At 68.1% G+C, this 25,972-nt stretch carries 31 protein-coding genes; 1 reads left to right on the top strand and 30 read right to left on the bottom strand.

Annotation, left to right across the window (positions count from 1 at the left end; all coding sequences use genetic code 11):
• Positions 1 to 6 precede the first annotated feature (6 nt).
• The 30 genes from trpS to metG all read right to left on the bottom strand — a co-directional run bounded on the left by trpS (position 7) and on the right by metG (position 25,504).
• Complete coding sequence (gene trpS / locus K2M58_RS00345; protein WP_220678732.1) at positions 7 to 1,038, bottom strand: tryptophan--tRNA ligase; 1,032 nt, start codon at positions 1,036 to 1,038, stop codon at positions 7 to 9.
• 135 nt (positions 1,039 to 1,173) lie between these two features.
• Positions 1,174 to 1,566, bottom strand: a complete 393-nt coding sequence (locus K2M58_RS00340) for a S1 RNA-binding domain-containing protein (RefSeq protein WP_220677850.1) — start codon at positions 1,564 to 1,566, stop codon at positions 1,174 to 1,176.
• 167 nt (positions 1,567 to 1,733) lie between these two features.
• Positions 1,734 to 2,066 carry an FtsB family cell division protein gene (locus tag K2M58_RS00335; protein WP_066201215.1) on the bottom strand — a complete coding sequence of 111 codons (333 nt, stop codon included), beginning with the start codon at positions 2,064 to 2,066 and terminating at the stop codon, positions 1,734 to 1,736.
• 12 nt (positions 2,067 to 2,078) lie between these two features.
• On the bottom strand, positions 2,079 to 2,603 hold the full coding sequence (yabQ, locus tag K2M58_RS00330) for a spore cortex biosynthesis protein YabQ (RefSeq protein WP_220677849.1): 525 nt from the start codon (positions 2,601 to 2,603) through the stop codon (positions 2,079 to 2,081).
• Complete coding sequence (locus tag K2M58_RS00325; RefSeq protein ID WP_220677848.1) at positions 2,600 to 2,872, bottom strand: YabP/YqfC family sporulation protein; 273 nt, start codon at positions 2,870 to 2,872, stop codon at positions 2,600 to 2,602. Before K2M58_RS00325 ends, yabQ begins: the two co-directional genes overlap by 4 nt.
• A gap of 107 nt (positions 2,873 to 2,979) precedes the next feature.
• A complete protein-coding gene (locus K2M58_RS00320; RefSeq protein WP_220677847.1) occupies positions 2,980 to 3,228 on the bottom strand; it encodes a S4 domain-containing protein in 249 nt (82 codons plus the stop codon).
• A gap of 89 nt (positions 3,229 to 3,317) precedes the next feature.
• Positions 3,318 to 3,992: an ABC transporter ATP-binding protein gene (locus tag K2M58_RS00315; protein ID WP_220677846.1), complete on the bottom strand. Its 675-nt coding sequence runs from the start codon at positions 3,990 to 3,992 to the stop codon at positions 3,318 to 3,320.
• The gene (locus K2M58_RS00310; RefSeq protein ID WP_220677845.1) at positions 3,989 to 5,185 is read right to left on the bottom strand and encodes an FtsX-like permease family protein; all 1,197 of its coding nucleotides are present in this window, start codon (positions 5,183 to 5,185) and stop codon (positions 3,989 to 3,991) included. Before K2M58_RS00310 ends, K2M58_RS00315 begins: the two co-directional genes overlap by 4 nt.
• A 51-nt stretch (positions 5,186 to 5,236) precedes the next feature.
• On the bottom strand, positions 5,237 to 5,884 hold the full coding sequence (locus K2M58_RS00305; RefSeq protein ID WP_220677844.1) for a FixH family protein: 648 nt from the start codon (positions 5,882 to 5,884) through the stop codon (positions 5,237 to 5,239).
• 175 nt (positions 5,885 to 6,059) lie between these two features.
• Positions 6,060 to 6,335: an HU family DNA-binding protein gene (locus K2M58_RS00300; RefSeq protein ID WP_220677843.1), complete on the bottom strand. Its 276-nt coding sequence runs from the start codon at positions 6,333 to 6,335 to the stop codon at positions 6,060 to 6,062.
• 165 nt (positions 6,336 to 6,500) lie between these two features.
• Positions 6,501 to 7,043 (bottom strand): stage V sporulation protein T, encoded by a 543-nt coding sequence (gene spoVT / locus K2M58_RS00295; RefSeq protein WP_220677842.1) that lies wholly within the window; start codon positions 7,041 to 7,043, stop codon positions 6,501 to 6,503.
• A gap of 98 nt (positions 7,044 to 7,141) precedes the next feature.
• Positions 7,142 to 8,173, bottom strand: a complete 1,032-nt coding sequence (locus K2M58_RS00290) for a peptidylprolyl isomerase (RefSeq protein ID WP_220677841.1) — start codon at positions 8,171 to 8,173, stop codon at positions 7,142 to 7,144.
• On the bottom strand, positions 8,154 to 11,690 hold the full coding sequence (gene mfd / locus K2M58_RS00285; protein WP_289628256.1) for a transcription-repair coupling factor: 3,537 nt from the start codon (positions 11,688 to 11,690) through the stop codon (positions 8,154 to 8,156). Before mfd ends, K2M58_RS00290 begins: the two co-directional genes overlap by 20 nt.
• Before the next feature lie 54 nt (positions 11,691 to 11,744).
• Positions 11,745 to 11,969 carry an anti-sigma-F factor Fin gene (locus K2M58_RS00280; protein WP_066201250.1) on the bottom strand — a complete coding sequence of 75 codons (225 nt, stop codon included), beginning with the start codon at positions 11,967 to 11,969 and terminating at the stop codon, positions 11,745 to 11,747.
• A gap of 113 nt (positions 11,970 to 12,082) precedes the next feature.
• Complete coding sequence (gene pth / locus K2M58_RS00275) at positions 12,083 to 12,664, bottom strand: aminoacyl-tRNA hydrolase (protein WP_252393491.1); 582 nt, start codon at positions 12,662 to 12,664, stop codon at positions 12,083 to 12,085.
• A gap of 15 nt (positions 12,665 to 12,679) precedes the next feature.
• Positions 12,680 to 13,627, bottom strand: coding sequence for a ribose-phosphate diphosphokinase (locus K2M58_RS00270; RefSeq protein WP_220677840.1), 948 nt, complete (start codon positions 13,625 to 13,627; stop codon positions 12,680 to 12,682).
• Positions 13,624 to 15,060, bottom strand: a complete 1,437-nt coding sequence (gene glmU, locus K2M58_RS00265; RefSeq protein WP_220677839.1) for a bifunctional UDP-N-acetylglucosamine diphosphorylase/glucosamine-1-phosphate N-acetyltransferase GlmU — start codon at positions 15,058 to 15,060, stop codon at positions 13,624 to 13,626. Before glmU ends, K2M58_RS00270 begins: the two co-directional genes overlap by 4 nt.
• 114 nt (positions 15,061 to 15,174) lie before the next feature.
• Positions 15,175 to 15,501 carry a septation regulator SpoVG gene (gene spoVG / locus K2M58_RS00260; protein WP_220677838.1) on the bottom strand — a complete coding sequence of 109 codons (327 nt, stop codon included), beginning with the start codon at positions 15,499 to 15,501 and terminating at the stop codon, positions 15,175 to 15,177.
• Positions 15,502 to 15,607: 106 nt separating this feature from the next.
• Positions 15,608 to 15,985 (bottom strand): RidA family protein, encoded by a 378-nt coding sequence (locus K2M58_RS00255; protein ID WP_220677837.1) that lies wholly within the window; start codon positions 15,983 to 15,985, stop codon positions 15,608 to 15,610.
• The gene (purR, locus tag K2M58_RS00250) at positions 15,972 to 16,919 is read right to left on the bottom strand and encodes a pur operon repressor (RefSeq protein WP_220678729.1); all 948 of its coding nucleotides are present in this window, start codon (positions 16,917 to 16,919) and stop codon (positions 15,972 to 15,974) included. Before purR ends, K2M58_RS00255 begins: the two co-directional genes overlap by 14 nt.
• A gap of 13 nt (positions 16,920 to 16,932) precedes the next feature.
• On the bottom strand, positions 16,933 to 17,832 hold the full coding sequence (ispE, locus tag K2M58_RS00245) for a 4-(cytidine 5'-diphospho)-2-C-methyl-D-erythritol kinase (RefSeq protein ID WP_220677836.1): 900 nt from the start codon (positions 17,830 to 17,832) through the stop codon (positions 16,933 to 16,935).
• 126 nt (positions 17,833 to 17,958) lie between these two features.
• The gene (locus tag K2M58_RS00240; protein ID WP_220677835.1) at positions 17,959 to 18,153 is read right to left on the bottom strand and encodes a small, acid-soluble spore protein, alpha/beta type; all 195 of its coding nucleotides are present in this window, start codon (positions 18,151 to 18,153) and stop codon (positions 17,959 to 17,961) included.
• 78 nt (positions 18,154 to 18,231) lie between these two features.
• Positions 18,232 to 18,510 (bottom strand): Veg family protein, encoded by a 279-nt coding sequence (locus K2M58_RS00235; RefSeq protein ID WP_220677834.1) that lies wholly within the window; start codon positions 18,508 to 18,510, stop codon positions 18,232 to 18,234.
• A 90-nt stretch (positions 18,511 to 18,600) separates the two neighbouring features.
• Positions 18,601 to 19,401: a sporulation peptidase YabG gene (locus K2M58_RS00230; RefSeq protein WP_220677833.1), complete on the bottom strand. Its 801-nt coding sequence runs from the start codon at positions 19,399 to 19,401 to the stop codon at positions 18,601 to 18,603.
• A 57-nt stretch (positions 19,402 to 19,458) separates the two neighbouring features.
• A complete protein-coding gene (locus K2M58_RS00225; protein ID WP_220677832.1) occupies positions 19,459 to 19,932 on the bottom strand; it encodes a ribonuclease H-like YkuK family protein in 474 nt (157 codons plus the stop codon).
• Positions 19,933 to 19,936: 4 nt separating this feature from the next.
• Entirely contained in the window at positions 19,937 to 20,806 is an 870-nt protein-coding gene (gene rsmA / locus K2M58_RS00220) for a 16S rRNA (adenine(1518)-N(6)/adenine(1519)-N(6))-dimethyltransferase RsmA (protein WP_220677831.1), read from the bottom strand.
• Positions 20,803 to 21,417: a ribonuclease M5 gene (gene rnmV / locus K2M58_RS00215; protein ID WP_220677830.1), complete on the bottom strand. Its 615-nt coding sequence runs from the start codon at positions 21,415 to 21,417 to the stop codon at positions 20,803 to 20,805. The genes rsmA and rnmV overlap by 4 nt, the downstream gene beginning before the upstream one ends.
• 92 nt (positions 21,418 to 21,509) lie before the next feature.
• Complete coding sequence (locus K2M58_RS00210; protein ID WP_220677829.1) at positions 21,510 to 22,610, bottom strand: resuscitation-promoting factor; 1,101 nt, start codon at positions 22,608 to 22,610, stop codon at positions 21,510 to 21,512.
• A gap of 9 nt (positions 22,611 to 22,619) precedes the next feature.
• Positions 22,620 to 23,429, bottom strand: coding sequence for a TatD family hydrolase (locus K2M58_RS00205; RefSeq protein ID WP_220677828.1), 810 nt, complete (start codon positions 23,427 to 23,429; stop codon positions 22,620 to 22,622).
• Positions 23,426 to 25,504, bottom strand: a complete 2,079-nt coding sequence (gene metG / locus K2M58_RS00200; RefSeq protein ID WP_220677827.1) for a methionine--tRNA ligase — start codon at positions 25,502 to 25,504, stop codon at positions 23,426 to 23,428. Before metG ends, K2M58_RS00205 begins: the two co-directional genes overlap by 4 nt.
• Positions 25,505 to 25,652: 148 nt before the next feature.
• Here metG and K2M58_RS00195 point away from each other — a divergent pair, with 148 nt between their 5' ends.
• Positions 25,653 to 25,934 carry an AbrB/MazE/SpoVT family DNA-binding domain-containing protein gene (locus K2M58_RS00195; protein ID WP_220677826.1) on the top strand — a complete coding sequence of 94 codons (282 nt, stop codon included), beginning with the start codon at positions 25,653 to 25,655 and terminating at the stop codon, positions 25,932 to 25,934.
• The last annotated feature ends 38 nt before the right edge of the window (positions 25,935 to 25,972 follow it).

Below are 25,972 nucleotides of genomic sequence, written 5' to 3'. Positions count from 1 at the left end.
AACTTGTCAAAACCCGCTCTCGGTCGGCCGGGTTTTTCCGGCGCCTTTTGTCGCTTTTGTCGAAGGGAGGTAACCGAAACGCGCCTTCACTTCCGCGAGCGTCGCCTCCGCCACCGCTCGGGCCCGCTCGGCCCCGTCGGCGAGCACCCGCTCGATCGCGTCGTCGGAAAGGGCCGCATAAGCCGCCTGAATCGGCCGGAGCGCCTCGACGACCGCCTGGGCGACGTCCTTTTTAAACGCCCCGTAGCCGACGCCGGCGTAGCGCCGCTCGAGTTCGGCGATCGGGATGCCGGTCGAAAGGCTCAGGATCGCGAGCAGGTTGGAGATGCCGGGCTTTTCCTCCGGCGCGTAACGGACGGTCCCTTCGCTGTCCGTCACCGCCCGCATGATCTTCCGTTCGATGAGCTCCGGCGGGTCCAGGAGGCCGATCCGGCTGTTCGGGTTCGGGTTTGACTTCGACATTTTTTTCGTCGGATCGTCGAGGGCCATAATCCGGGCGCCGACGTCCGGGATGAGCGGCTCCGGCAGGACGAACGTTTCTCCGTACGTCCGGTTAAACCGCTCGGCAAGGTCCCGGGTGAGCTCCAAATGCTGCTTCTGGTCCTCCCCGACCGGCACGTGAGTCGTCCGGTAGAGCAGGATGTCGGCGGCCATGAGGACCGGATAGGTGTACAGGCCGACGGCGACCGACTCCGACCCCCGGCCCTTTTCCTTAAACTGCGTCATCCGGTTCAGTTCCCCGGTCCGGGCGAGGCACATGAGAATCCACGCCAGCTCGCTGTGGGCCGGCACGTGCGACTGGACAAAGATCACCGATCGCTCCGGGTCGATGCCGCTGGCGACGTACAGCTTGGCGACCATCCGGGTGTACTCCGCCAGCCGCCGGGGATCGTGCTCAACGGTCGTGGCGTGCAGGTCGACGACGCTGTAATAGGCGGCGGCGCCCCGGTTCTGCAGGTCGACGAACTGCCGGATGGCGCCGAGATAATTCCCGAGGGTGAGTTCGCCGGATGGCTGCACGCCGGAAAAGATGATCACGGTCGTCACCTCACTCTCCCCGCCCGACAGGCCGGCCGCTTCGCGGCCAAAGAAAAAGGCCCATCCGCGTCGGGAAGGGCTTCGATCCCGTCGGCCGATCGTTCGGCTCAGCCGATCCGAGGTTAAAGGCCGGGCTTAAGGCCGGCGCGAACCGCGGCCTCCGCGCTTCGGATCGAGGGAGCGCCGAAGCGATCTCAACCGCTCTTCGCTGTCCTTCAAAAACCGGTTCAGCTTATCCTCAAAGCCGAGCTGGCGGTCGCCTTTTCGCCCCCGCGGGCGCTGGGGCGAGGCTCCGGGCTTTGCCTGCCGGATCGAAAGCGCGATCTTGCCGCCGGGTTCGACTCTGAGCACCTTCACCTTGACGACATCGCCGACCTTCAGAAAATCGTGGATGTCCACGACGTACGCGTCATCCACCTCGGAAATATGCACCAGGCCGGTGACGCCTTCCGCCAGCTCCACAAAGGCGCCGAAGCGGGTGATCCCGGTCACCCGGCCTTCCAGCAGGCTGCCCACTTCGATGGCCATCGGCCGCTCGCATCCTGGTTCGCCGGACCGGCCAAAGTGGACCGAAGTCCCATTCGGCGATCAAGCGCCGAACCAGGGCGCACCTCCCTTCCCCTCGGGTCCTCTAACCGGAGTATAGCGCCCCGCCCGAACGCTGTAAAGGGGGAAGGCGGCCTTCGCGCTTCGCTTCAGCGGCCGCCCTCCGCCGGCCGGCCGGGCTCCGGCTCCTTCGCCAGCCGGATGATGATCTCGCCGTCCTTCGACCAGAACCACGCCGTCCGGGCGAGATCGGCGACGTACGCCGGATCGTTCAGGCGGGCCTTTTCCAACCGAAGCCGGTCCGCCTCCGCCTGAAGCGCCCGAAGCCGCTCGGTCTGGTCGGCGTAAGACCGCTCGACGAGGCGGACCTTCGCCTCCGTCCGCAGCCAGAGCCCGAGCGCCAAGGCCAAAAAGGCGGCGAACAGCATCGTCGCCAGCCGGCGCCGGCGGACGGCGCCGACCGAACCGCTCCCCCGCGCCACGGTTTTGCCTCCTCACCGGAGATGCCGCCGGAACAGGCGGCGGATCGCTCTTCCCATTGTAGCAAGGGGCCGGAGGGTAAACAAGCCCCCCGCCGTCCGAAGCCCGCGCCAAATCCACCGGGCGAACGGCCGAAACGGCGCGCCGACGAAAAACGCCGCCGCCCCAAGCCCCCACCGCCCGACGGCGACGAGCGCCCGGAGGACGCGCCCGATGAGGGTCGCCGCCGGACGGAGGAGGCGCCGCCTCCCCCACCCGGCGGCCCGGTGAACCGGCCGGGCGAGGATCGCCTCATAGCCGACCGCCCCGAGGAGGGCAAACGGCAGAAGCGCCACCCGCACCTTCGGCACCTCGCTCAGGGCGACGGCGGCAAAGACGAGGATCGCCCCCGCGGCCCAGGCGAGCGCCTCCATGAGGGCCCGGACCGGCGCCGGCCGCATCCGCCGGAAGAGGGCCTCGGCGCCGTCGTAGAAGAGGCCGAAGGCGACGCCGGCGAGAAGCGCCCGGGCGACGAGCTCCGCTTCCGCCTGCACGCTCATCGAAACAGCTTCCCCAGCCAGCCCCTCGTCCGGCCGTCCGGCGTCTCGACGTACTGAAGGCCGTCGATGCGGCCTTCGATCGCCACCTCACCGGCCTCGACATCAAAATTTTTCAGCTCCAGCTGGGCGCCGGTGATGACGAGCGGACCGCCGTCCGTCTCGAGGACGAACCGCTCCCGATCGAACCGCTCGATGCGGACGACGCCGGAGATGGCGAGCGCCTTCCGGTCGACGAGGCCGATCTCATGCCGAGGCTTTGTTTCTGCCATCGTCACTCCCCCTCGGCCAGCGGCGTTTGTCTCATCGTACGCCGGAGGGGGTCCGGTTTAGAACGCCGAGGACCAAGGACCGCCGCCGGGCGGCCGCATCGGACGCCTTACCGTTCGTCGTCGAGGCGCTCGACGAGCTCCGCGGGGTCGGCCGCCTTCGACGCCGGGACCGCCTTCACCCGCACCCGGAGGGTCCGCTCGCCGAAACGAACGGCGATCGTCTGCCCCGGCTGAACGACGGCGCCGGCCTTCGCCGGCCGGCCGTCGATGAACACCCGCCCCTCATCGCAGAGGGCCTTCGCCACCGCCCGACGGCGGACGAGGCGGGCCGTTTTCAGAAACAGATCGAGCCGCACGGATCCTCCCCCTTTCCGACCGCGCCCTCCCTCGCGACGCCGGGCCCGCCGGCCCGATCCGCACCGGCCGACGCCGGCCGCTTTTCGCTTTATTCTACCACAGGATGCAGGCGACCGCCTTCGAGCCGAAGCGCCCGATCTCCCTCCCGGGCCGTCGCCTCGTCGTGGCTCACGACGAGAAGCGCCGTCCCGGCGGCGCGAAGCGCTCGAAACAGGTCGAGGACGATCGCCCGGTTCTCCCGGTCGAGGTCGTTGGTCGGCTCGTCGGCCAGAACGATCGGCGGGTTCAAAAAGAGCGCCCGGGCGACCGCGAGGCGGCGCCGCCCGCCGTGGGAAAGGGTGTGGGGGAGGGCATTCCGCGCCTCATACAGCCCCACCCGCCGGAGGAACGCCTCCGCCCGGGCTTCTTCTTCCGGACCGGGGCGCCGTCCGCCGGCGGCGAGCATCGCCGGCAGGAGGACGTTTTCTCGCACCGTCAGGCTGTGGACAGTGTAAAGCCCCTGAAAGACGAGCCCCATCCGCCGGAGGCGATAGGCGGCGAGGGCCGCTCCGTGAAGGGGCCTCCCCTCATACCGGATCGTCCCCCCGACCCGAGGAAGAAGACCGGCGACGGCAAAAAGGAGCGTCGTCTTCCCGGCGCCGCTCTCTCCGACGAGGCTCACCCACTCGCCGGGCGAAAGGGAAAACGAAACGTCCCGGAGGACCTCCCGGCCCGGCCGGCCGACCCGGACCGAAAGCCCTTCGACCTCAAGGACCGCCGTCACAATCCTCCCTCCTCTTTCAGCACCTCGCCAACCGGCCGCCGGACAGCGTCGCCGACCGCCCACAGGGCGACCAAAAGCTGAACCGCCCAGGCGAGCGCGACGAGGACGGCGGCGCCGAGGACCACCGCCGCCGGAGGCGGCGCCACAAACGGCTGTCCCTGCCCGACCAAGAACGCGTCCCGGAGGAAAGGCCAGGCGAGGGCGCCGGCGACCGCCGCCAGCAAGGTGGCGCCGAAGGCCGTGTACATCGTCTCCCAGAAGAGCCAGGCGTAAACCCGCCGCCGCGGCGCCCCGAGGGCGACGATCAGGGCGAAGTCGTTTTGCCGCCGCCGGACGTCCGCCGCCACGCGGCCGAACACCGCCAGCGCGCCGAAACCAAAGGCAAATCCGCCGAACACCCCGAGGAGCCGCCCCATCCAGCTGAGCGTCTCCCGGGCGCCGGTGATGACGTCGCTCGTCCGGATGACCGTGACCTCCGGCAGCCGGCTGAGCTGGTAGGCGAGGAGATCCGGATTGTAGCGCGCTTCGGCCCGGATGAAAATCGCCGAGAGGCTCTTGGCCGGGTCGTGCCGGCCCCAGAGCTCGACGACGGTGTCCGACGCGGCGACGAGCGCCCGGGCGACGTCGAGCGGGACGAAAATCGTCTGATCCATCGCCGTCCCCGTCGGCCGGAGGCGGGCGACGACGTGAAACGGCGCGCCGAGGATCTCGATCTCGTCCTCATAGCTTGGCACGCCGCCGCCGAGGATGGCCACATTCCCGTCAAAACGCTCCGGCGGCACCCCCCGCACCCACGGTTTGACGAGAAAATCGCTCGCCCAGTCGATGCCGACGAGGCGGTTTTCCCCTTCCACCGAACAGCAGTCGGCGTTCAGCGTTTGGGCAAAAAATTGCGGCGTCCAGGCGGCGACGCCAGGCATCGACCGGAGCGCCGCCTCGACCGGCGCCGCCTCGAAGTACGCGTTGATCGGCTGCGGCGAAAAGAGGACGGCGCTTCCGTCGACCGGCGCTTCCTTGGCAAACAGGACGACGTCTGCCCCGAGGCGGGCTTCCGACAGAGAAAGCCCGCCGGCGTAGCCGACGAGCGTGTAGGCGAACAACATCGCCAGGAGGAGCACCAGGGCGAGGAGCGCCACCGTTAGGCCCGACTCTTTCTTGCGGCGCCAAAAGGCGCGCCAGGCGATCCCCCGCATCCCGCTCCCTCCTCGCAGCCTGCGTTCTTAGGGTGGGTCCGCATCGCCCGCTCACGGCTTCCCGCCGCCCTCCCCGTGGCCGGATCCCGCTTCCGTCCCGGCGCCCCCCTGCGAGGCGCCGCTTTCGTCGCTCCCGTGGCCCATCACGCCCGACCCCGACGCGTGGTCCCGATCGCCGGGGCCATCGGCCGCCCCCGGCTTCCAGCCTTCCGGAAGCTCGCCCTGTTCGTCGGCGTTGTACCCTTTCATGAACGCATGGACCATCTTGCCTTCGGCGCGCACCGTATAGCCGGTAAAGGTCTTCGTCTTCCCGCCGGCGGTCACCGTCACCTCCGCATACCACTCGCCGGCCATCGCGAGCGGCAGGCGGAGTTCATACGTCCCCGGCCCGACGTGGCGCATCGTCCCCTCCGTCGGGTGATGCATGCCTTCCATATTGGTGAAAAAATACACCTTCTCGACGTCGACCGGCTGCCCCTGTTCGTCTTCCACCCGGACGCGAAACGGCGTCGCCGCCCCCGTCTCGACGACGTCCGTCGGCGCCTCGAGCTTCACGGTGAGCGCTTCGACGTCCGGCGCTGGCTTCTCGCCCGTCCCTTCCGGGGCCTTGTCACCGAAGCCGCAGGCCTGAAGGGCGAAGAGAAGGCCTAAGCCGAGGAAAAGCGCCCACGCCCGCTTGCTCCGCACCTCCGATCGCATGCCGTTCCCCCTTCCGCACGGTTTTTCCCTTGGCGATCCGGCCGGTGTGAAGGCGTTTCCACCGCTCCCGTTACATTTTAATACAATATAACAACCGTTCACAGATCGTCATCCTGTGAATTCCTGAACATTGTGTGTCCGAACCGGGCAAAAAAAAAGCGCCGATCGGCGCTTTTTACGCTTTGACCGCTTCTTTGAGCTTGTTTCCCGCCTTGAACACCGGCACGACCGACGCGGCGATCTGGATCTCTTCGCCCGTCTGGGGATTCCGGCCGGTGCGGGCTTCCCGCTTCCGCGTTTCGAACGTGCCGAAGCCGACGAACTGCACCCGTTCGCCCCGCTTCAGCGCTTCGGTGATCTCGTCAAGCACGGCGTTCAAAACGGCCTCGACGTCCTTCTTCGTCATCTGCGTCCGCTCGGCGACGGCCGCGATGAATTCCTGCTTGTTCATCGGAAGACCTCCTTTTGGGCATCGATCGATCCGTATCGACGTATTCGACTGAAGCCGCTAAATTCCTGCCGGCTCCGGCAAATTTCTTTCCGCGCCGGCGATCGTCTTTCGTTTTAGCCAAAAAAGGGCCCGGCCAAACGCCGTCGCGCCGTGGCCGGGCCGCGGTCAGTCTTCCATCTGCTTGGCCAAAAATCCGGCCGTCGTCTCCAGCACCTTGAGGTCCAGTTCGCCGATCTTCGCCAGCTCGCCCCGGGCGATCGCGACGACGGCGCCGATCGGGTCGCCGGCGGCGACGATCGGGACGACGACGAACTGCGCCGCCGGCTCCCGCTCCCCGGCGACGAACTCGTATTCCCCGGCGTTCGTCTCCCGGATCATCCGGCGCTCGTCCATGCTCTGCTCCACCAAGGGACCGATCGGCTTTTCCAAAAAGGCCTTTTTGCCGCTCCCGGCGGCGGCGACGTACCGGTCCCGGTCGCTGATGAGGATGAGGTGCCCGAGGCTTTCATGGAGCGCCTCCGCGTATTCCCGGACGGCGCCGCTCAGTTCGCCGATAGGCGAATACTTCTTCAGGATGATCTCGCCGTCCTGATCGACGTAAATCTCCAGCGGGTCGCCCTCGCGGATGCGGAGCGTGCGGCGGATCTCTTTCGGGATGACGACGCGCCCCAGATCGTCGATCCGGCGGACGATGCCCGTAGCCTTCATGGTGCGCCCTCGCTTTCCTCGCAGGTTGGGTCGCGCGGCCTGGGCATAGTATACATCCGCCGTTTTTTTCTATGCGGCGCGGTCTCGACGGCGCGGCCTTACGACGCCTTCGGGGTCGGGACGTGCCGCTCTTTGAGCACCTGCTTGAGCTCCACGTCCATGAAGTGCCGGTATGCCTCCTGAGCCGCCTGGGCGGCCAGCTCTTCCTTGACCGCCTCGAACGGCTGAGGCGTCCGCTTTTCGACCCGGATGACGTGGTAGCCGTAGTCGGTCTTGACCGGATCTCCGACGGCGCCGATCGGCTGAGAGAGCACCGCCCGTTTGAACGGCTCGACCCACTGGCCGGCCGGAACGTCCGCGTACAGACCGCCGTTTTTGCTGCCGTCGGGGTTGGTGTTGCCCGGATCTTCCGAATACCGGTCGGCGAGCCCGGCAAAGTCCTCCCCCTTCCGGGCCCGCTCGGCGAGCTCGGCGGCAAGCTTTTTTGCCTCCGCGTCGCTCCGCCCCTCCCCGACCCGAATGAGGATGTGCCGCACGGTGGTGAGGGTATAATCGTCCTTTTGCGCCTCGTAGCGCGCCTTGAGATCCGTCCGGCCGGCCTCACGGGCGAGGTAGGCGTCGGCCTTGGCGAACAGGCCGATATAGCGCTCGATGGCCGCCTCGGTCAGGCCGAGGGCCTTAAGCTCGTCGGCGTAGCCTTTTTCCCCGAGGTGATCCTTGAGGGACCGGATGAACGACTGCGCCGCCTCCTTCGGCGCCTCCGGACCCGACGCCGGGACGACGCCGCCGGCGTCCGCCCGCTCGGCGAGGAGGGTGAGCCCGACGTACTCGTCGAGGAGCGTTCCCCAGAACGTCTGATCGGCGCTCAGCGGATCGAACAGCTGGCGGAAGTTGAGGTATTCCTGAAAATCCCCGGCGGTGACGACGCCCCCGTCGTAGCGGGCGACGACGGCATCCGGCGCCTCGGCCAATTCGATCCGCTTGACGCCCGGGGCGGCCTCTTCCTGGGCCGGCCCCTCGGACTTGGGCGCGGATCCTTTGCCGCCGCACGCCCCGAGGGCGACGACCAAAAACAACGCGACGATCCCCGCCCCAAAGCGGCGCACGCGGTCAGCGGACGTGTTCTTCATCGCGCAGGACTCCCTTCCCTTCGCTTGACGAAAGCGCCTCGGCGAGGCGGACGAAAAGCGCTTCCAGCCGACGGAGCGCCGCTTCGGCGCTTTCGGCCTTGAAAAAGAAACCGAGGGCCGATCCGACCGAAAGGCCCAGGCGTTCGCCGGCGCTGGCGAGCCGGAGAAGATCGTCGGCCTTCACCCGGGCTTCCGGCCGAAAGCGGACCGAAAGTCGCCCCCCCTCCCAGTCGATCCGCTCCACCTGAAGCGCCGTCCCGAGCGCCCGCACCCGGGCGACGAGGAGGAGGCGTTCCGCCGGCGCCGGGAGCGGACCGAACCGGTCCCGAAGCTCCGCCCGCACGTCCTCCACGTCGCCGGGGTCCCGGACGGCGGCGAGGCGCTTGTAATACCCGATCTTCTGGGGCGGAAGCGGGATGTAGTCTTCCGGCAGGTACGCATCGATCTGGACGTTCAGCTCCGGCGCCTTCGGCGCCTCCTCGACCGGCTCACCTTTGAGCTTCTGCACCGCTTCCCGGAGCATCTCGTTGTAAAGATCGAAGCCGACGGCGGCGATGAAGCCGTGCTGCTCCGGCCCGAGGAGGTTTCCGGCGCCCCGGATGGCGAGGTCCCGCATGGCGATCTTGAAGCCGGAACCGAGCTCAGTGAACTCCTTGATCGCCTCGAGCCGCCGTTCGGCCTCCTCGGAAAAGACCTTCCCCTTTTGATACGTCAAATACGCGTACGCGATGCGGCCGGAACGGCCGACGCGGCCACGCAATTGGTACAGCTGCGCCAGCCCGAATCGGTCGGCGTCGTAGACGATGAGCGTGTTGGCGTTCGGAATGTCAACGCCCGTCTCGATGATCGTCGTCGTCACGAGGACGTCGATCTCGCCGTGCATGAAGTCGAGCATCGTCCGCTCGAGCTCGTCCTCCGGCATCTTGCCGTGGGCGACCGCGACCGTCGCCTCGGGGACGAGGGCGCGAATCTCCTCCGCCATGCGGTAGATCGATTCCACGTAATTATACAGGAAAAAGACCTGTCCGCCCCGGGCGAGCTCCCGTTCGATCGCCTCCCGGACCAGGGTCGGCGAGTATTCGGCGACGATCGTCTGGACCGGATAGCGGTTTTCCGGCGGCGTCTCGATGAGGCTGAGGTCGCGGAGGCCGATGAGCGCCATGTTGAGCGTCCGGGGGATCGGCGTCGCGGTCAGGGTGAGGACGTCGACGTTGGCCTTGAGCTCCTTGAGCCGCTCTTTGTGACGGACGCCGAAGCGCTGCTCCTCGTCGACGATGAGGAGGCCGAGGTCGTGAAAGACGACGTCCTTGGAAAGCAGCCGGTGGGTGCCGACGATGATGTCGATCTCGCCGCGCTTTAAGCGGGCGAGAATGTCTTTTTGCTCCGCCCGGGTGCGAAAGCGGCTTAAGACCTCGACGGTGACGGGAAAATCCGCCATCCGCTCCTTGATCGTCTGGTAGTGCTGCTCGGCGAGGATCGTCGTCGGCACGAGGAAGGCGACCTGCTTCCCGGCCATGACCGCCTTGAAGGCCGCCCGAAGGGCGACTTCCGTCTTGCCGTAGCCGACGTCGCCGCAAAGGAGCCGGTCCATCGGCCGGGGCGACTCCATGTCCCGCTTGATCTCCTCGATCGCCCGGAGCTGATCCGGTGTCGGTTCGTACGGAAAGAGCGCCTCGAACTCCTTCTGCAGCGCATCGTCCGGCGGAAAGGCAAACCCCGGCGACGCCGCCCGGCGGGCGTACAGCTCGAGGAGCTTTCGCGCCATCTCCTCGACCGCCTGCCGGACCTTCTGCTTCGTCTTTTTCCACTCGCCGGAGCCGAGCTTGGAGAGTTTTGGCTCCCGGTCGTCGGCGGCGGCGTACTTTTGGATGAGGCCGAGTTGATCGACGGGCACGTACAGCTGGTCGCCGCCGGCGTACTGGATGCGGAGATAATCCCGGTGCACGCCGTCCACTTCCAGCGTCTCCAGCCCGACGAACCGGCCGATGCCGTGGTGGACGTGGACGACGTAGTCGCCCGGCTTGAGATCCTGATAACGGGCGATCCGCTCGGTCCCTTCGACCTCGATCGCGGGCCGGGCCCGCCGTTTCCGCTGGGTAAAAAGCTCCCCTTCGGTGACGACGACGAGGCGGGCGCTCGGCCACTCGAAGCCGGCCTCCAGGTGGCCGATCGCGATCGCCGGCGTTTCCGGCAGCGCCACGAGCTCCGGCCGGACGTCCACCGCCATGCCGGCATCTTCAAGCATTTTTTGCAGCCGATCTGCCCGGTCTCGGTCGCCGGCGAGAAACAGGACCCGGTAGCCGAGACGGCGCCAGCGGTCAAACTCGGTTTTGAGGACGCCGAACTGGCCGTGGAACGCCTGGCCGCTCCGGGAGACAAAGCCCGTCGTATGGCTCACCTTCATCCCTTTGAGCGTCCGGGCAAAAAACGAAAAGTAGACGATCGGCGCCCGGGCGGGGGAGAGAGCCGCCTCCCGGGAAAAGAAGCGCTCGCCGCTCCCGACGAGGCGTCCCCGGGCCTTCGCTTCGATGATCCACTCCGCCTCCTCCCGGGCGTACTGGGCCGCGGCGTCCCAGACCCGGGACGGTTCGTCGACGGCAAGGACCGGCGCCTCGAGAAAGTCGAGAAGCGTCGCCGGCTCCGGATAGGCGCGCCGCAGATAGAGGGCCGCTTCCGGCGGGAGCCCCCCCGCTTTAAGTTCGGCGATGAGCCGGTCGAGGTGCGCCTCCGCTTCGGCCCGCCGCTCCGGATCGCCGATCTTGAGCGTCTCCTCGGTCCGGAGCGCCCCGAGCGCCTGAAGCAGCCGATCCCGGGCTTCCGACGCAAGGAGGAATGTCGAGGCCGGGAGGAGGCGCACCGCCGGCAGCGCTTCCCGGGAGCGACCATCCTCAGGATCGTAGGCCCGGATCGACTCCAGGGCATCAAACCCCCATTCGAGGCGAACCGGCGCCCCCCCGGCGATCGGATAGACGTCGACGATGCCGCCCCGGACGGCCACCGTCCCCGGCACAAACGCCTCCGCTTCCCGGCGGTACCCGGCTCGGACGAGGACGCGGACGACGTCTTCCGGCGTCCGTTCGTCCCCCGGCTGAAGCTCAAGCGTATGGGCCCGAAACACCGCCGGCGGCGGCAGGGGCCGCATGAGACCGGCGTATCCGGTGACGAGAAACCGCGGCCGGCGAAAGAGGAGGGCGTAAAGCGCCTCCAGGCGCGCCGCGAGCTCCGCCGACGGGCGCTCCTCGACGAAGGCGACGAGCTCCTCGCCGGGGTAGAAGACGACGCCGTCTTCCCCGACAATTTCGACAATATCCTCGTAATTTTTCTGTGCTTGATAATTATTAGACGATAAAATCACGAGCGGCCGCCCGAGGGCTTCTTGCAAGGCCGACCAGACGATGGCGCGGGTCGAACCGGCCAGGCCGGTGACCAGCTGTTCCCGCACACCGCTTCGGATCCGATCGGCGATCGCCAAAAGATCCGGATGGCCGCGAATGGCGCCAAGAAGCGCACCGAGCACCTTCGACCCCCTCTTCTCCCGCCGGCCGCCTTTGCCCGACGTCTTGGCCCACCGTCACTGAAGCGGGCTGTCCAGCTCATAAAGCTCCGGATGGGCGTCGTACGCCGCCTGGCAGTGCTCGCACACGACCCAGACGCGCGTCGCCTCGCCCGTCTCTTCGACCAGGGCGGCCCGGTCCTCCGGCGCGAGCCGCTCGAGCGTGAGCAAAAGGCGCGGCTCGTCGTGATAAAAGACCCCCAGGACGCTCCGGCAGATGCGGCACTGGTAGACGAGGGCCATGTCGATCCCCGCTTTCGGTCCGTCATCGCTAAGAGCTTGACCGAAACGGAGCGGCCGTATACTTGCCGGCCAAAGCCTTGCGGCCGGATCCTTGCCGGCGCCGCCCGAGATCCCTACCGTCCGGCCTCCGGTCCGTCGACGTTGAACCGGTTCATCGCCGCGAGAAAGTCCCGCTCGATCGCCAGGCGAAGCGCCTCCCGCGCCCGCTCGACCGCCGCCTCCAGCGCCGCCCGCTCCTCCGGCCGGGGCGGGGCGAGGACGTAGTCGGCGACCGACCCCGCAGGCGGCCGGCCGATGCCGATTCGAAGCCGCGGCACCTTTTCCGTCCCCAAGGCGGCGAGGACCGAGCGCATGCCGTTGTGGCCGCCGTGGCCCCCCTGCAGACGAAGGCGGATCTTCCCAACCGGAAGGTCGAGATCGTCGTAGACGACGACGATCGCCTCGGGCGCGATGCCGAAGTACCGGGCCACCGCGCCGACGGCGTCGCCGGAGCGATTCATGTAGGTGAGGGGCTTCAAAAGCCACACCCGCTGCCCCCCGAAACGGACGTCCCGGAGCTCGCCGCCCCATTTTTCGTCCCGGCGGACGACGACCCCGTCGGCGGCGAGGGCGTCAACGACCCAAAAGCCGGCGTTGTGCCGCGTCCGGGCATACTCGGGCCCCGGATTGCCGAGGCCGACGACGAGACGGATCATCCCGATTCCCCGCCTTCAGTCGAACAGCCGGCTGACGGACAGCTGTTCGTGGACGCGGACGATCGCCTCGGCGATGAGCGGCGCCACCGAAAGGATGACGAGGTTGGAAAGCCGCTTTTCCTCCGGCACGTGGATCGTGTTCGTGACGACGATCTCGCGGATCGGCGATGAGCGGAGCCGCTCGATCGCCGGCCCCGAGAGGACGGCGTGGGTGCCGCTCGCGTAAACCGCCTTCGCCCCGGCTTTGAGGAGCGCCTCGGCGCCCAGGGTGATCGTTCCGGCGGTGTCGATGATGTCGTCGATGAGGATCGCCGTCCGGCCCTCGACCTGGCCGACGATATTCATCACCTGGGCGACGTTCGGCTCCGGGCGCCGTTTGTCGATGATGGCGATCGGCGCCCCGAGGCGGTCGGCGAGGCGCCGGGCCCGGGTCACGCCGCCGTGGTCCGGCGAGACGACGACGACATCGTCGAGCCCCTTTTCCCGAAAATACGCCGCCAGGATCGGGATGCCGAGCAGGTGATCGACCGGGATGTCGAAAAAGCCCTGGATCTGCATCGCGTGCAAGTCCATGGCGATGACCCGATCGGCGCCGGCGGTTTCGATCAGGTTGGCGACCAGTTTGGCCGTGATCGGGTCCCGGGCCCGGGCCTTCCGGTCCTGCCGGGCGTACCCGTAGTACGGCATGACGACGTTGATCCGGCCGGCGGACGCCCGCTTCAAGGCGTCGATCATGACGAGCATCTCCATCAGGTGGTCGTTCACCGGATAACTCGTCGACTGGATGACAAAAACGTCCGCGCCGCGGACGCTTTCGTTCAGCCGGACCTGGATTTCGCCGTCGCTGAAGGTGGAGATCTCCGCATCGCCCAAAGGCACGCCGATATGCCGGGCGATCTCTTCGGCGAGCGCCCGGTTCGAGTTGCCGCTGAAGACCTTCAGTTTCGAGTCGCGATAGCTCATCCCTCGTTCCCTTCTCCGCCGTGATGGGAGACGGCTTCCCCGGCCGACCGGCCGGAGCGATCCCGGAACTTGGCCCGAAGCCGCTCGGCATAACCGGGTTTGTTCGCCTGCCTCGCCCGGGCGATCGCCAGCGCTCCGTCCGGGACGTCGTCGGTGATCGTCGATCCGGCGGCGACGTAGGCGCCGGCGCCGACGCGGACCGGCGCGATCAGGTTCGTGTTGCAGCCGATGAAGGCGCCGTCCTCGATCACCGTCCGGTGCTTGGCCACGCCGTCGTAGTTGACCGTGATCGTTCCGCAGCCGACGTTCACGCCGGAACCGACCGTCGCATCGCCGATGTACGTCAGATGCGGAAGCTTCGTCCCGTCTCCGACGGTGCTGTTTTTCACTTCCACGAAGTTCCCGACGCGCACCGTCCGGCCGAGGCGGGTGCCGGGCCGGAGATGGGCATAGGGCCCGACGTCGGATCCGGCGCCGATCGCCGCCCCTTCGGCGACGGTGTACCGGACGCGGGCGCCGGCGCCGACCTCGGTGTCCGTCAGGTCGGCATACGGCCCCACGTCCGCCCCCTCGCCGACGCGCGTCCGGCCCATCAAGCGGCTTCCGGCCCGGATGATCGCATCGGCGGCGATCTCGACGTCGGGCCCGATCCACGTCGACGCCGGATCCTCGACCGTCACCCCGGCGAGGAGATGCCGCTCGATGATCCGCCGCCGGAGGATCGCCTCCGCCTCGACGAGTTCCCGGCGATCGTTCACCCCCCGGGCCTCCGTCGGATCGGAGAGGGGAAAGACCTCGACCGCCGCTCCGCGGGCGAGGAGATGCCCGACGGCGTCCGTGAGATAGTATTCCTGCTGCGCGTTGTCCGGCCGGAGGGCGGAAAGCGCCTCAGCGAGCGCCGGGCCAAAAAAGGCGTACAGCCCGGCGTTCACTTCCCGGATGGCCCGGACGGCCGGCGTGGCGTCCTTTTCTTCGACGATGCCGACAAGGCGGCCGTCGTCGTCCCGGACGAGGCGCCCGTACCCCGTCGGATCGTCCAGGCGGGCCGCGGCGACGGTCGCCGCGGCGGAAGCGGCCTCATGCGCCTCGACGAGGCGGCGGATCGTCTCGGCCCGAAGGAGGGGCGCATCGCCGTTTAAGACGACGAGGGTCTCCGGCGGCGCCCCCGCCTGCTTGAGGGCAATTTTTACCGCGTCGCCGGTCCCGAGCGGCGGGTCCTGGACGACGAAGGACGCGGCGCCGGCAAACGCCGCTTCCACCCATTCCCGCCGATGGCCGACGACGACGAAGACGCCGTCCCACCGGACGGCGCCGAGCGCTTCCAGGACGTACCCCAGCATCGGCTTTCCGAGGAGCGGATGGAGCACCTTCGGCCGTTCCGAGCGCATTCGGGTCCCCTTGCCGGCCGCCAGCACGACGGCAACCCGTTTCATCCGGATCCTTCCTCTCCCCACCGGCGTTCCCCGCCCGGCAAATCATCCCCATGATACAGAAAGGCCGGCGCCGGCGCAAGGGGCACCGGCGGACAAAAAAGCGGCGAAAGCGCCTTACGCGCCTTCGCCGACGAGGTCGCCGTCGGCCGGTTCGGCCGCTTCGGCCGCCTCCCGGGCGGCGTTTTGGGCCACGTGCCGGCGGTAGACGTCGAGGACGGCCCGCTGGATCTTTTCGCGCGTCGCCGAAGAGATCGGGTGGGCGATGTCCCGAAACGCCCCGTCGGGCATCCGTTTGCTCGGCATGGCGACGAAGAGGCCGTTCGTCCCGTCGATGATGCGGATGTCGTGGACGACGAACTCGCCGTCAAAGGTGACGGACGCCACGGCCTTCATCTTGCCCTCGCCCTGCACCGTCCGGATGCGGACATCGGTCACTTCCATCGGGTTCACCACCTTGCGCCGAAGTGTCGGACTAGTCTACGCTTTCGACGCAGGGCGGCCGATTCCTTCCGCGGATCAAAGTTATTTTTGCATGAATCGGCGGTCCTCACCGCGGCCGGACGGCGATCGCTTCGATCTCGACCGCCGCGCCCCGGGGGAGCGCCGCCACCTGGACCGTCGAACGGGCCGGCCGGTGATCGCCGAAAAAGCGGCCGTACACTTCGTTCACCGCCTGAAAATGCGAAAGATCGGTGAGAAAGATCGTCGTCTTGACGACGTCCCGTTTCGAAAGACCGGCCGCCTCGAGCACGGCCTCCAGATTTTTGAGCACCTGTTCCGCCTGCTCCGCCGGCGGTCCGTCGACGAGCGTCCCGTCCGGCCTAAGCGGAATTTGGCCGGAGAGAAAGACCCAGCCCCCGGTTTCGACCGCCTGGGAATACGGACCGATGGCCGCCGGCGCCCGGTCGGCGTTAATCGACTGCATCGCGCCGCTCCCTCCTTTTTGCGTCTGCGGCGCCGTCGTCCGGCCGACCCTCCGGGTCGACGAGCGCCGCGCCCTCTGCTTTCAGCTCCCCTTCGATCTTTTCCAGCGCCGCCCGGTAGTCGTCCATCAGGCCCCCCGGCTCGGCCACGAGAACCCCCGCCTCGGCGTCGAGCCGCGTCAGCCGGACGGCGGCCCGTACCCCGTCGACGAGGCGGGGCGCTCCGGGCGGCGTCTCGACGAGGACGACGCTCGCCGCTGCCGTCGCCTGGAACTCGTCGAGAAGCGACCAAAGCCCCCGGATCGTCCCTCCGCCCCGCAAAAAATCGTCCACGATGAGCACCCGCGCTCCCGACGGGATCGCCCGGCGGGAGAGGGACATCGTCTGAATCCGCCGGGACGTCCCGGAGACGTAACTCACCGTGACGACCGACCCTTCGGTGATCTGGCTCGCCTTGCGGGCGACGGCGACCGGCCGGTTGAGCCAGAACCCGACGGCGGTCGCCAGGGGGATGCCCTTCGTCTCAACGGTGAGGATCCAGTCGATCTCCTCGCCCCCGTAGGCGGTCGCCACCAGCCGGCCGAACCGGGAGAGGACGTCCGGCCGGCCGAGAAGATCGGTGATGTAGACGAAGCCCCCCGCAAGAAGCCGTTCCGTCCGCTCCATCTCCGCCTGGAGCGCTTCGCCGAACGCCTCGGCCTCCGGCCGGGGAAGCCAAGGCTCGTACCGGACGCCGCCGGCGGCGCCGGGGAAGGTCCGGAGCGTTCCCCGGCCGGAGGCCTCCAGCACGCGCTTGATGAGGGCCAGGTCTTCGCTGATGGACGATTTGGCGGCGCCGTACGCCTCGGCAAAGGCGGTCAGCGAAAAATGCCCGTACGGCGCCGCCACCAGGCGCGCGGCGAGGTCGACGAGCCGTCCGGCGCGTTTCGGCTTCATGGCCACTCCGGTTTCACCCTTTCGAGACCGCCGTCATGCCCCGGGGAGAAGACCGGGCGCCGAGGGTCTGCACGAGATAGACGTCCCGGAGAAACCCCCGCAGGCTGTGGACGACCCGGCGGGCGCGGCGGCCGTCGGGAAAGACGCCGTAGACGACCGGGCCGCTGCCGGACATGAGCGCGTATTCGGCGCCGAAAGCGTAAAATTTCTCCTTCAGGCGGCGCACCTCCGGGTACAGCCGGAACGTCACCGCTTCGAGATCGTTCCGGAGGTGCCGGAGCACCGCCTCCCGCCGGCCGGACTGAAGGGCCGCCACCGCCGCCGCCGTCTCCCCCGGCGGCGGCAGCCGATCGACCGCGAGCGCCCGAAACACATCCGCCGTCGACACATAAAGCGGCGGCCGGGCGATGACGACCGTCCAGGGACCGACGTCGGGAAGCGGCTCCACCCGCTCTCCTCGGCCCTGAACCCGGGCGGTCCCGCCGTAGAAAAAAAATGGCACGTCGGAGCCGATCTCGGCGCCGAGCGCCTGAAGCCGCTCCCGGTCGTAACCGAGCCCCCAGAGATCGTTGAGCCCCATGAGGACCGCCGCGGCGTTCGACGAACCGCCGCCGAGGCCGGCGGAGATCGGGATCCGCTTCTCGATCTCAATGTGCACGCCGGCCCGGACGCCGCTTGCGGCCTGAAGCTTCCGGGCGGCGGCCACCGCCAGGTTCTTCTCGCCGAGGGGGAGCGTCCCGTTCGACGACGACAGGGTGATGGCTCCGTCGTCCCGGAGCACAAGGCGCAGCCGGTCGGCCAGATCGACGGCGACGACGAGCATGTCGAGCTCGTGATATCCGTCCGGCCGCCGGCCGAGCACTTCCAGCGTCAGGTTGATCTTGGCCGGCGAGGTGATCCACAGTTCACGCATTTTCGTCTCCATCCCGTCCGCCTGCCGCTGCCCACCGACGCCCGCTTTCCGTCCCATTGTAACACGGGAAGCACGGCAAAAAAAGGCAGGCAAAAGAGGCCGGTCGCCCCGCCTCTTTTGCCCCCGTCACCGCCGGTCAGACGGCGCTTCGCCCGCCCGAAGGAGCGCCTCCGCCTTGGCGATCGCCTGGCGGACCAAAAGCCCCGCCTCCCGGGCGGTGATGTCGCCCCAGTCTCCGGCACGGACCTTGTCGTAAAAGCCGAGTTCCTTCGCCAGTTCCGCCTTCAGCGCCTCCGACATGACCCGTCGCCGTCGGGCCACCGCCATCCCTCCCGGCGCCTCGGCCGCCCCCTTCGTAATCTGTGCCGTCCATCCGAGGCTATGCGGCGCAAAGCGGCGTCACGGCGCCGGCGACACGGTGATCTTTTGCGGTCCCTTTTCGTCGAGAACCGTAAGCTCTACCGTCTCCGTCAAGATGTCGGCGTAACTGTAGGACACCCGCCGGACCGGTCGAGCCGTTTCGTCCAATTTGACGATGAACACGAGCGGATACGTCTCCTCTAAGATGCCGACATGTTCGACCGTTTTTTTGCGACCGCCGTTCGCCTTCAGTCGAATCCGCTGTCCGACATACCCGTCGAGAAGCGTTTTGATCTCCGCCAGGGCATTTTTCGCCACGTGTTCATCACCTCGCCGGCCCTAGTATAACATTTTTCGTATAGCGAGTCAAACGGAAGCAACCATTATAGCAGGGCCGGCAAAAGGCTGTCAACGGGCGTTTTCCGGAAAACCGAGGCGAAGCGTCCCGCGGGTTTCGATGCCGCCGAACCCCCGGGCGCCGCCGGTCACGTCGGCGATCGCCGCATCGGGCGCGACGATGTCCCGGACCGAGGCGGTCGCGAGCCGGGAGACGACCCGGACCGGATCAAGGGCGTGGATGTTCATCCGGGCCGGAGAACTGGCAAAGTTCGCTCCGGCGGCCATCAGCCCGTCGTAATCCGACTGACAAGCACCGGCGACGATGATGAGGGCGTCCTTGTGCCGCTCGACTTCCCGGGCGTGGCGCACGGCGTCGATAAAGTACCGCGAGTGCCGGTAGATGTCCCGGCCCCGCTGGTAGGCGTCGTGCCCCGTGAGGACGAGGATGTCGGGCTGCGTCCGACGGAGGAGGGTCGAGACCTTCTTCGGCATCTCCCGCTCCGGAAGGTTCAGCCCGACGGCCGGAAGCCCGAGGCGCTCGTACTCCGCCATCGACAGGGCGAGGTACCGGGCGTCGCCGTCGAGATGGAGCACCTTCCCCGGGTACGGCACCGCCCGCGTCCCGAGGGTTCTCCCGCGGGGCGCCGGCGGAGGCGGCGCCGGCCGGGACGTTTTGCCCGAAGCGCCGTCGTCCGCCTCCCCCTCCGCGTCGTCCACCGGCTCCAGATCGTCCAGCGGCGCATCGGCCAGGAGGCGGACGTCCTTCCCCTGCAAAAGCGCCACTCGGGCGGCGTGATCGATCTGGATGACGCGAAAGACGATGTCCCGGCCGTACGATTTTCGGCCGACGAGCATGCCGACGGTGATCATCGCCGCGCCCCCTTCCGCCATAGCCTATGGCCGGCGGCGTCCGGGAGTGAGGCGGCCTTACTTGGTGTAACGATCGGCGACGGCGCTCGCTCCGTACGATTGGGGCTTGATTTTGACCGTGTAGCCGACCGACGTCACCCAGCCGACGATTTCCTGGATCATCGACCGCGTGGCGCCGGTCGTCCCGATGTCGACGTGGATCTCGATCGGGAGATCGATGATCCGTTGAAAGGCCGGATCGCGCTGCATCCGCTGAACCGTCTCGAGGGAAGCCGCCGTCTCGAGATACACCCGCTGCCGGAGATCCTGGACCGGCGGCCGGCTCTGGCGATGGAAAAAAAAGCGGGCGCCCTTCCCGATCCGGTGCACGATGACGGCGGTGACGAACATCGTCTCACCGTGATGCGTCTGGGAATCGGTGCCGATGATGAGCTTGTAGCGGCCTGCCTCGTCGACGGCGATGAACCGTTCGATCGCGGCCAGCATCTCGGCGATCGTGAGCCGGCCGTCCGTCGGGCTGGTGAAGATCATCGCGTCACCCCGTTCGGGCCTGAAGGAGCGCCCAGAGCGCCGCGCCGAGGCGGCAAAAATCGTCGGGCGCGAGCATTTCGCCGCGGATTTTCGCGTCATAGCCGTGGGCCTCGAGCCAGGCGCCCCAGTCGATCGGAAGCGCCGGATGGGCCTGGCGCAGATTGTTGACGAGCGTCTTCCGGCGGCTTTTGAAGGCGACGGCGACGAGGTGGACGTAGCCTTCGCGGCAGCCGGCGTACGGCGAAGGGCGGTGCGGCACGAGGCGGACGACGCGGGACGCCACCGCCGGCGGCGGGAAGAACGCTCCCGCGGGGACGTCGAGGCACTTTTCGACGCGGGCGAAGCGAGCCACCGACGCCGTCAAGGCGCCGTACGCCTTCGTTCCCGGCGTCGCGGCGAGGCGATCGGCCACCTCTTTTTGCACCATGATCGTGATCGCCCGGAAGCGATCGCCGTGCTCGAGCAGGCGAAAGAGGATCGGCGACGTGATGTAATACGGGAGGTTTGCCACGACGTGGACCGGCGTCTCCGGCGCAAAGTGACGGTTCAGAAGCTCCGGAAGGTCCACCGCCAGCACATCCCCTTCCACGATGTGGACCGAGGGCCGATCGGCGAAGAGCTCATTCAGGGCGGCGACGAGCCGCCGGTCGATCTCCACCGCCACGACGCGGCGCACCCGCTCGGCGAGGGCCGCCGTGAGGGCGCCGAGCCCGGGGCCGATTTCCAGCACGCCGTCTTCCGGCCCGACGCCGGCGCAGGTGACGATCCCGTCGACGATGTGCGGGGCGGTGAGGAAATGCTGCCCGCGGGATTTGACCGGCCGAAGATCCAGCGCCCGGGCAAGGGCCTTCGTGCGCCGGGGATCGACGTTCACCGGCGGTCCGCCTCCTTCCCCTCGGGACCGCCGGCGCCGGAGGGCGGGCCGCCTTCCCGGGCGTCCGACCCGAGGGCCGCCCGAACGGCGGCCTCCGGGATGCAAAAGAGGTTCAGGCGTTCGTAAAACGCCTTGGCGCCAGCGGTGCCGATGCCGAGGCGGGCGGCGACGCGGGCCCGCCGGAAGGACGCCTCCGGATGAAAGGCAAGGCCGAGGTCGACGTACGCCTGCCACGACAACGCCGGTGGCCCCTTCCGCTCGGCCTTGCGGAGGTGGCCGAGGGCCGCCCGGATCGCCTCCGGTCGAGCGTGCTCGACGCCGTAGCGGCCGTTTTTTTTCGCCGCCTCCGGAGGAAGGTAGGCGTGCAGAAGCCCCGGAACCATACGATCGAGGGCCCGGCGCAGTTTTTCTCCGACCCGGTCGGGATCGGTCAGGACGACGACGTCCCGCACGCGGGCAAGGCGCCGGAGGGCGGCGATCTTCTCCGGGGTAAGGGCGTCGCCGCCGAGGACGAAGACGTCGACCTCGGCCGCCTCCCGAACGCGGGCGGCATCCCGCCGCCCTTCGACGACGACGACCGCCTCGAGGTGCGGCTTCGCTACGGTCAACACGGCATCACCTCGCTTATTATACACCCTTCACCCACCGGGACTTTTCTTCGTCGAGGACCATCTCCCCACAGCCGACAAAAAAACCGGAAGGGTCACAGCCCTTCCGGTCGATTGGGTCCGATCACGTAGACGGTGTTTCCCCGCCGGTAGCCGAAAGCGTCGGCCTTCCGGTCGTCCTCGAAAAAGAGGTCGATCATCCGACCGCGGACGCCGCCGCCTGTGTCTTCCGCCCGGTAAAGGCCGTAGCCTTCGATGTACACCCAGCTCCCGAGGGGGATGACCGTCGGGTCGACGGCGATCGTCCGGCCTTCTTTGGCCCGAACGCCGGTGGCCGTCATCCCGTAGCCGGGATCGCCCGGCCGCTTGCCGGTGTGGGCCGGGCCCGGGCCGTAGGCGGTCAGCACGACGCCGGTCAGGACCTTTTGCACGGGGATGCGCTGCCCGTTGATCGCAAGGACCGCCGGTTCCGACGAGGCGGCTCGGGTCCCGGAGCCGGCCTCCGGGACCGGTGCGACCTCCGACGGCGGCACCCGGGCGCCCACGCGAACGATCTTCGGCATCGGCGCTTCGACGATGCGGCTTACGAGCGGCCGGACGTCGGTGAGGACGCCGTTGACGTAGACGGCGCGGTAAAAGTCGAGGGCCCGCCCGTCCCGGCCGGAGGAGGCGGTCTTTTCCACCCCCCGCGGCAGGGCGAAGTCCGCCTTTTTGACCGTTTCGGCCTTGATCGTCCGGCTCTCGGCGACGACGGCCGATTCGATCCGCTCGATCCGCACCGTCTCCCCGCTCCGAAGCGGTGTCTCCGGCGCCGGCGTGACGAGGTACGCCGGCCGGAGGCCGAAGCCCAACTCGGCGATGAGGCCGCCGACGGTCTCCGCTGTCGTCCGGACGAGGGCTGGCTGGCTGCGGCCGACGATCAGGCGGACCGCCTTTGCCCGCCGGACGACGACGGCATCTCCGTCCCGAAGGGTCGCGTCCGGGAGCGGAAACACCCGGTCGCCGTCCTCGAGCCGGAGGCCGAGGCGGACGAGGAGCGCCCCGACCGACCGGTCGGGGACGCTGAGCGTCCGGACCGCGGTTCCGTCGTCGACGGTGACCGTCTTGGAACCGAACCCGATGGCGGCCGCAAGGAGCGCGCCCCAGACGAACGTCCAGGCGAGCGCTCCGGCGAGCCGCCGGCGACTTGACGGCATCGCTTCACCTCAACCCATCCCGTGGTCCGGTGGGGCGTCCGGCGATGGAAGGCGAAACAGCCGTTTCGCGTTGTCGGTCGTCAGGTGCGCGATCTCTTCCACCGAACGCCCGGCAAGGCGCGCCACCGCCTCGGCGACGAGGCGCACGTGGGCGCTTTCGTTCCGCCTCCCCCGATAAGGGTGGGGCGCCAGATACGGCGCGTCGGTTTCGATGACGAGGCGATCCAGCGGGATGCGGGGCACGAGCGCCTGAAGCGCCCGGGCATTTTTAAACGTCACCGGACCACCCAGGGAAAGATAAAAACCGAGGGCGACGGCGGCCTCGACGTGAGCCTCCGAGCCGGAAAAGGCATGCATCACGCCCCCGATCGCCCCGGCGTCGGCCTCCCGGAGGAGGGCATACACGTCATCGTGGGCGTCCCGGTTGTGGATGATGACCGGAAGGCCGAGCTCCCGGGCGAGGTCGAGCTGCGCCCGAAACGCCCGGACCTGCGCCTCCCGGGACGCCGTCTGATGGTGGTAGTCCAGGCCGATCTCGCCGATGGCGACGACCTTCGGGTGCCGGGCCGCCTCCCGGATCGCCGCCAAAACGTCCGGGCTTAAGCGCTCCGCTTCCGTCGGATGAAGCCCAACGGCGGCGTAGACGATCGGCTCCGCCTCGGCGAGCGCGAGCGTCGTCCGGATGCGCTCCGGGTTGTAGCCGACGTTGACGATCGCCCGGACGCCGGCGGCCTTCGCCCGCGCCAGCACCTCCGCCCGATCGGCATCAAACGCCGGATCGTCGAGGTGGGCATGGGTGTCGACCAGCGGGGCGCTCATCGGATCCGGGTGCCGTTCGGCACCTCGGCCGGCACCTCGATCACCCTGAGGTCGCCGTCGTACGACGCCGCGAGGATCATGCCGTACGAGTCGACCCCCCGGAAGCGGGCCGGCTTTAAGTTCGTGACGCAAATGAGTTTCTTCCCGACGAGCGCCTCCGGCGCGTAGTGCTCGGCGATGCCGGAGACGACCTGCCGCCGCTCATCGCCGAGGTCGAGGATGAGCCGAAGGAGCCGGTCGGCGCCCGGCACCCGCTCTGCCGCGACGACTTCCGCCGCCCGAAGCTCGACCTTGCCGAACGTCTCGATGTCGATCGGGGTGACGCCTTCCGGCGCTTTCGGCGGGCTTTCGGCCTCGCGGCTTTCTCCTCCTTCGGACGGGATGCGGTTTGCCGTTTTCGGCCCGGCGCCGGCCGGAGCGCTTCCCTCGCCGGCCGGCCCGTTCGCCCTGCCGGCCGAACGGGACCGGAGGTTGGCCTCCGCCTGCGCCCGGGCGGCGGCGGTGTGAGCGTCGATCGCCGCGATCTCCGCCTCGAGGTCGAGCCGCGGGAACAGCGGTGGCCCTTTTTCCACCCGCCGGCCCGGCGCAAGCACCCCCCACGTCTCCAGCCGGCCGTAGTCCCGGGCCGGGTCATCCGGTCCAACGGAAAACATCGCGAAGATGCGCTCCGGCGTCCGGGGCATGAAGGGACCGAGGAGGACGGCGAGGATGCGGATCCCTTCGGCGAGCTGATACAGCACGGTGCCGAGGCGGGAGCGGGCCGTCGGATCCTTGGCCAGCGCCCACGGCGCCGTCTCGTCGATGTACTGGTTCGCCCGATGGACGAAGGCGAAGATTTCCCCGAGGGCAACGTTCAGGTGGAAGCGGTCCATCGCCGCCTTCACCTTGGCCCGAAGCCCGAGCGCCTCCGCCCGAAACGCCTCGTCGGCCGGCGCCTCCTCCCCCGGCGCCGGGAGCCGCCCGTCGAAGTACCGCTCGATCATCGCCGCCGTCCGGTGGACGAGGTTGCCGAGGTCGTTGGCGAGGTCGCTGTTTGTCCGGCGGATGAACGCCTCCGGCGTAAAGACGCCGTCCTGACCGAACGGGACCTCCCGGAGGAGGAAGTAGCGGACGGCGTCGGAGCCGTACCGGTCGATGAGGAACTTCGGATCGATCGCGTTCCCCTTCGACTTCGACATCTTCCCGTCCGGCATGAGCAGCCAGCCGTGGCCGAAGACCGTCTTCGGGAGCGGGAGACCGAGCGCCATGAGGATGGCCGGCCAGATGATCGTGTGGAAGCGAAGGATGTCTTTGCCGACGAGGTGGACGTCCGCCGGCCAGTAGCGCTCGAACTTCGACGGGTCGTCGGATCCGTAGCCGAGGGCGGTGATGTAGTTCGACAGGGCGTCGATCCAGACGTAGAGGACGTGCTCCGGATCGTGGGGAAGCGGGATCCCCCAGTCGAAGTTCGTCCGGGAGATGGAAAGATCCTCAAGCCCTGGCCGGATGAAGTTGTTCAGCATCTCATGCTTCCGGGACTCCGGCAGGATGAACTCCGGATGGCGTTCGATGTGCTCTTCGAGCCGATCGGCGTACTTGGACAGGCGGAAGAAATAGCTTTTTTCCTTGACGCGACTGATGGGTCGGCCGCAGTCGGGGCAGTAGTAGCCGTCGTCCCGCTTCGCCTGAAACTCCGTCCAGTAGGCCTCGCACTCGACGCAGTAGTAGCCTTCGTATTCGCCGAGGTAGATGTCGCCGGAGGCGAGGAGGCGCTCGACGATCTTCTGCACCGCCACCTTGTGCCGCGGCTCCGTCGTCCGGATGAAGTCGTCGTACGAGATGTCGAGGCGCGCCCAGAGATCCTTGATCCACGCGACGATCGGCTCGATGTACTCGAGCGGCGCCTTGCCGTGCCGGGCGGCCGTCTTGGCGAGCTTCTGGCCGTGTTCGTCGGTGCCGGTGAGGAAGAAGACGTCGTCCCCTTCGAGCCGCCGGAAGCGGGCGATCGCGTCGGCGGCCACGGTCGTGTAGGCGTTCCCGATGTGGAGCGTCGCGCTCGGATAGTAGATCGGCGTCGTAATGTAAAACTTTCCCATGCCCGGTCCCTCAGTCGCGCTGGATGATTTTTGTCCATCTTAGCGCCGATTCCCGGCTCTGTCAAGAAAGTTGACGCTCCCTGGCAGGAGCTGGTATGCTAAAGAGGGAGCCTGGCGTCACGAGCGGCGCCGTCGGGGGGGAAGAGCCGTGAAAGCGACCGGCATCGTCCGCAAAGTCGACGAACTCGGCCGCGTCGTCATCCCGATCGAGCTCCGGCGGACCCTCGGCATCGGCGAGCGGGACGCCCTGGAGATCTACGTCGACGGTGATCGGATCGTGCTGAGAAAACTCGAAGCGCGATGCGTCTTTTGTGGATCGTCATCGGATTTGATCGAATTTAGGGACAAAAAGGTCTGCCGGCGGTGCGCCGCCGAGCTCGGCGACGCCGTGCGTCCGGCCGGCGCGCCGGAACCGGGCGACGGGCGCTGATCCCCGCGTCTGTTGGCGCCCCCGGCGGCCATCGTCGA

The organism is Hydrogenibacillus sp. N12, assembly GCF_019645935.1.
GTDB lineage: Bacteria > Bacillota > Bacilli > Thermicanales > DSM-22653 > Hydrogenibacillus > Hydrogenibacillus schlegelii.
This window is presented reverse-complemented; position numbering and strand designations above follow the sequence as displayed.